Annotated in this window: 2 tRNA genes and 3 rRNA genes; all 5 read left to right on the forward strand. The window is 46.8% G+C overall.

Annotated elements, in window-relative coordinates:
• Window positions 1-85 precede the first annotated feature (85 nt).
• The 5 genes from DXU93_RS14830 to rrf all read left to right on the forward strand — a co-directional run bounded on the left by DXU93_RS14830 (window position 86) and on the right by rrf (window position 5,228).
• A 16S ribosomal RNA gene (locus DXU93_RS14830) occupies window positions 86-1,609 on the forward strand.
• A 104-nt stretch (window positions 1,610-1,713) separates the two neighbouring features.
• Window positions 1,714-1,787 (forward strand) — tRNA-Ile (locus DXU93_RS14835).
• A 10-nt stretch (window positions 1,788-1,797) separates the two neighbouring features.
• Window positions 1,798-1,871 (forward strand) — tRNA-Ala (locus DXU93_RS14840).
• Between the two features lie 232 nt (window positions 1,872-2,103).
• Window positions 2,104-4,980 (forward strand): 23S ribosomal RNA (locus DXU93_RS14845).
• A gap of 134 nt (window positions 4,981-5,114) precedes the next feature.
• Window positions 5,115-5,228: ribosomal RNA gene (gene rrf, locus DXU93_RS14850) — 5S ribosomal RNA — on the forward strand.
• The 16S, 23S and 5S rRNA genes sit together here with 2 tRNA genes alongside, the layout of an rRNA operon.
• Window positions 5,229-5,289 lie beyond the last annotated feature (61 nt).

Consider the following 5,289-nt stretch of genomic DNA (forward strand, 5'->3'; position numbering starts at 1 on the left):
CAAATAAGTTCTTTGATAGATTGAGAAATAAGGAAACAGCGTAAATAAACGAAATTAAGAGCCACAACAAAATTCAAAGTCTTTTACAACGGAGAGTTTGATCCTGGCTCAGGATGAACGCTAGCGGCAGGCCTAACACATGCAAGTCGAGGGGTAACGAGAAGTGCTTGCACTTCGGCGACGACCGGCGCACGGGTGAGTAACGCGTATGCAACCTGCCTTCTACAGGGGGATAGCCCGGAGAAATCCGGATTAATACCCCATACGATTGATTTAACACAAGTTAGATCAAAGAAAGCTTCGGCGGTAGAAGATGGGCATGCGTCCTATTAGTTAGTTGGTAAGGTAACGGCTTACCAAGACAGCGATAGGTAGGGGGCCTGAGAGGGTGAACCCCCACACTGGTACTGAGACACGGACCAGACTCCTACGGGAGGCAGCAGTGAGGAATATTGGTCAATGGAGGCAACTCTGAACCAGCCATGCCGCGTGCAGGAAGAATGCCCTATGGGTTGTAAACTGCTTTTATTTAGGAAGAAACCCCAGTACGTGTACTGGGCTGACGGTACTAAACGAATAAGGACCGGCTAACTCCGTGCCAGCAGCCGCGGTAATACGGAGGGTCCAAGCGTTATCCGGAATCATTGGGTTTAAAGGGTCCGCAGGCGGGCTATTAAGTCAGTGGTGAAATCTCTTGGCTTAACCAAGAAATTGCCATTGAAACTATTAGTCTTGAATTCGGTCGAAGTGGGCGGAATGTGTCATGTAGCGGTGAAATGCATAGATATGACACAGAACACCGATAGCGAAGGCAGCTCACTAGGCCTGAATTGACGCTCAGGGACGAAAGCGTGGGGAGCGAACAGGATTAGATACCCTGGTAGTCCACGCCGTAAACGATCATTACTCGATATCAGCGATATACAGTTGGTGTCTAAGCGAAAGTGATAAGTAATGCACCTGGGGAGTACGATCGCAAGGTTGAAACTCAAAGGAATTGACGGGGGCCCGCACAAGCGGTGGAGCATGTGGTTTAATTCGATGATACGCGAGGAACCTTACCAGGGCTTAAATGCATAATGACAGGACTGGAAACAGTTTTTTCTTCGGACATTTTGCAAGGTGCTGCATGGCTGTCGTCAGCTCGTGCCGTGAGGTGTTGGGTTAAGTCCCGCAACGAGCGCAACCCCTATCTTTAGTTGCTAGCAGGTAATGCTGAGGACTCTAGAGAAACTGCCAGCGCAAGCTGAGAGGAAGGCGGGGACGACGTCAAGTCATCACGGCCCTTACGTCCTGGGCTACACACGTGCTACAATGGTCGGTACAGAGGGCAGCTACCAAGTGATTGGATGCGAATCTCGAAAGCCGATCTCAGTTCGGATTGGAGTCTGCAACTCGACTCCATGAAGCTGGAATCGCTAGTAATCGCGCATCAGCCATGGCGCGGTGAATACGTTCCCGGGCCTTGTACACACCGCCCGTCAAGCCATGGAAGCTGGGGGTACCTGAAGTCGGTAACCGCAAGGAGCTGCCTAGGGTAAAACCGGTAACTGGGGCTAAGTCGTAACAAGGTAGCCGTACCGGAAGGTGCGGCTGGAACATCTCCTTTCTAGAGGGCGCTTAACGTAGTTTGTTAGCTGTTTTCCATTTCTTAATCACTAATATCTCTCCCACCAGTGGAGCTTTAATACTAAGAGGTGGGATTATTCATTTAGTCCCGTAGCTCAGTTGGTTAGAGCACTACACTGATAATGTAGGGGTCAGCAGTTCAAATCTGCTCGGGACTACATTAAAAATGGGGGATTAGCTCAGCTGGCTAGAGCGCTTGCCTTGCACGCAAGAGGTCATCGGTTCGACTCCGATATTCTCCACTTTTTCACCTATTATGGGTTAAAAAAATGGTCTTATTTCTTGATGAAAGTCAAAATAAGTAGAAAAAGAAAGAAAAGAAGCTGAAAAAAACGACATCTAAACGAAGATGGAGTAAAAAAAAGAGATATTAAGACAGATTTATGAGTTTTAGGAGTTAGCAGCTGCTATAATTTACAAAAAAGTTCTTTGAAATGTTGGAATTGATTGAAATAGTAATAGAATAAAGAAAACTAATAAGTTACTAAGGGCACACAGGGAATGCCTTGGATTTGAGAGGCGATGAAAGACGTGATACGCTGCGATAAGCTACGGGGAGAAGCAAATATTTTATGATCCGTAGATTTCTGAATGGGGCAACCCGGCTACTTGAAGAGTAGTCACCGAAAGGAGCAAACCTGGAGAACTGAAACATCTAAGTACCCAGAGGAAGAGAAAACAATAGTGATTTTGAGAGTAGCGGCGAGCGAAATCGAAATAGCCCAAACCGTAGTTGTTTCGGCAACTACGGGGTTGTAGGACTACAATGTGGACTTATGGATTATAATAGAATAGAGTTGGAAAGCTCAACCGAAGAGGGTGATAGTCCCGTACATGAAATAATTTATATACCTAGTAGTATCCTGAGTAGGGCGGGACATGTGAAATCCTGTCTGAATCAAGCAGAACCATCTGTTAAGGCTAAATACTCCTCAAATACCGATAGCGAACGAGTACCGTGAGGGAAAGGTGAAAAGAACCCTGAATAAGGGAGTGAAAAAGATCCTGAAACTGTGTGCCTACAAGCGGTCGGAGCCTACGGGTGACGGCGTGCCTTTTGCATAATGATCCTACGAGTTACTCCTCATTAGCGAGATTAAGGTTTTAAGAACCGTAGTCGAAGCGAAAGCAAGTCTGAATAGGGCGACGTAGTTAATGGGGGTAGACGCGAAACCTTGTGATCTACCCATGGTCAGGTTGAAGTTCCGGTAACACGGAATGGAGGACCGAACTGATAAACGCTGAAAAGTTTTCAGATGAACTGTGGGTAGGGGTGAAAGGCCAATCAAACTAGGAAATAGCTCGTACTCCCCGAAATGCATTTAGGTGCAGCGTTCAGGTAGAGTCTTATAGAGGTAGAGCTACTGATTGGGCTAGGGGGCTTCACCGCCTACCAAACCCTGACAAACTCCGAATGCTATAAGATATACTGAGCAGTGAGGGCATGGGTGCTAAGGTCCATGTCCGAGAGGGAAAGAACCCAGACCATCAGCTAAGGTCCCAAAATATACGCTAAGTTGAACTAACGTGGTTCGATTGCTTAGACAGCTAGGATGTTGGCTTGGAAGCAGCCATTCATTTAAAGAGTGCGTAACAGCTCACTAGTCGAGCGATCGAGCGTGGATAATAATCGGGCATAAGCGTATTACCGAAGCTATGGATTTACAACATTAGTTGTAAGTGGTAGGGGAGCATTCTATAGGCGTTGAATGTGTACTTTGAGGTATGCTGGAGCGTATAGAAAAGCAAATGTAGGAATGAGTAACGATAAAGCAGGCGAGAAACCTGCTCACCGATAGACTAAGGTTTCCTGAGCGACGCTAATCGGCTCAGGGTTAGTCGGGACCTAACGCGAACCCGAGAGGGGTAGTGGATGGACAACTGGTTAATATTCCAGTACTAATTGTAACTGCGATGGGGTGACGGAGTGATGAAAGATCTGCGAACTGACGGAATAGTTCGTTAAAGCGTGTAGCTAAATTTTGTATAGGCAAATCCGTACAGAATGGCGAATGTGATAGTACCACAAGTCTACGGATGAGTGGATAATGATCCTAAGTGCTTCCAAGAAAAACCTCTAAGCTTCAGGTTACAATTACTCGTACCGCAAACCGACACAGGTAGTCAAGGAGAGAATCCTAAGGTGCTCGAGTGAATCATGGCTAAGGAACTAGGCAAAATCGTCTCGTAACTTCGGGAGAAGAGACGCCTCTCGTAAGAGAGGCCGCAGTGAATAGGCCCAGGCGACTGTTTATCAAAAACACATGGCTTTGCGAAAACGAAAGTTGAAGTATAAGGCCTGACACCTGCCCGGTGCCGGAAGGTTAAGAGGAGATGTCATCTTCGGAGAAGCATTGAATTGAAGCCCCGGTAAACGGCGGCCGTAACTATAACGGTCCTAAGGTAGCGAAATTCCTTGTCGGGTAAGTTCCGACCTGCACGAATGGTGCAACGATCTGGGCACTGTCTCAGCCATGAGCTCGGTGAAATTGTAGTATCGGTGAAGATGCCGATTACCCGCAACGGGACGGAAAGACCCCGTGAACCTTTACTATAGCTTCACATTGATATTGGACACTTTATGTGTAGGATAGGTGGGAGACTTTGATGCTGCATCGCTAGGTGTAGTTTAGTCGTTGTTGAAATACCACCCTTAAATTGTTTGATATCTAATCAGTCGTAAGACTGAGACATTGTGTGGTGGGTAGTTTGACTGGGGTGGTCGCCTCCAAAAGAGTAACGGAGGCTCCTAAAGGTACCCTCAGCACGGTTGGTAATCGTGCGTAGAGTGTAATGGCATAAGGGTGCTTGACTGAGAGACCTACAAGTCGATCAGGTAGGAAACTAGAGCATAGTGATCCGGTGGTTCCGCATGGAAGGGCCATCGCTCAAAGGATAAAAGGTACTCCGGGGATAACAGGCTTATCACTCCCAAGAGCTCATATCGACGGAGTGGTTTGGCACCTCGATGTCGGCTCGTCACATCCTGGGGCTGGAGAAGGTCCCAAGGGTTGGGCTGTTCGCCCATTAAAGTGGCACGCGAGCTGGGTTCAGAACGTCGTGAGACAGTTCGGTCCCTATCTGTTGTGGGCGTTAGATTTTTGAGAGGACCTTCCTCTAGTACGAGAGGACCGGGGAGGACGCACCTCTGGTGTACCTGTTGTGGCGCCAGCTGCATCGCAGGGTAGCTACGTGCGGATGAGATAAGCGCTGAAAGCATCTAAGCACGAAACTCACCTCAAGATGAGAAATCTTTAAAGGGCCGTGGAAGACTACCACGTTGATAGGCTACAGGTGTAAAGACAGTAATGTCAAAGCCGAGTAGTACTAATTACCCATAAACTTATAGTTCTCTACTGTTACTATTTCAATCACCCAATATTTTCTAACTTAAGACATTAGAAGATAGACAAAAAAGACAAAAGATTAAACAAGCATCGCTTGTCTCATATTTTTTATCTAATAGTCTAATATCTTCAACAGTTTTCGGTGTCTATTGCAGCAGGGTCCACCTCTTCCCATTCCGAACAGAGAAGTTAAGACTGCTTGCGCTGATGGTACTGCCCTTTTAAGGGTGGGAGAGTAAGTCGACGCCACTTTTTAAAAACCTCATACATTCATTTGTGTGAGGTTTTTTGTTTTATATACTTTTTTTATTTG

The organism is Brumimicrobium aurantiacum (assembly GCF_003402975.1).
Taxonomy (GTDB): Bacteria; Bacteroidota; Bacteroidia; order Flavobacteriales_D; family Crocinitomicaceae; genus Brumimicrobium; species Brumimicrobium aurantiacum.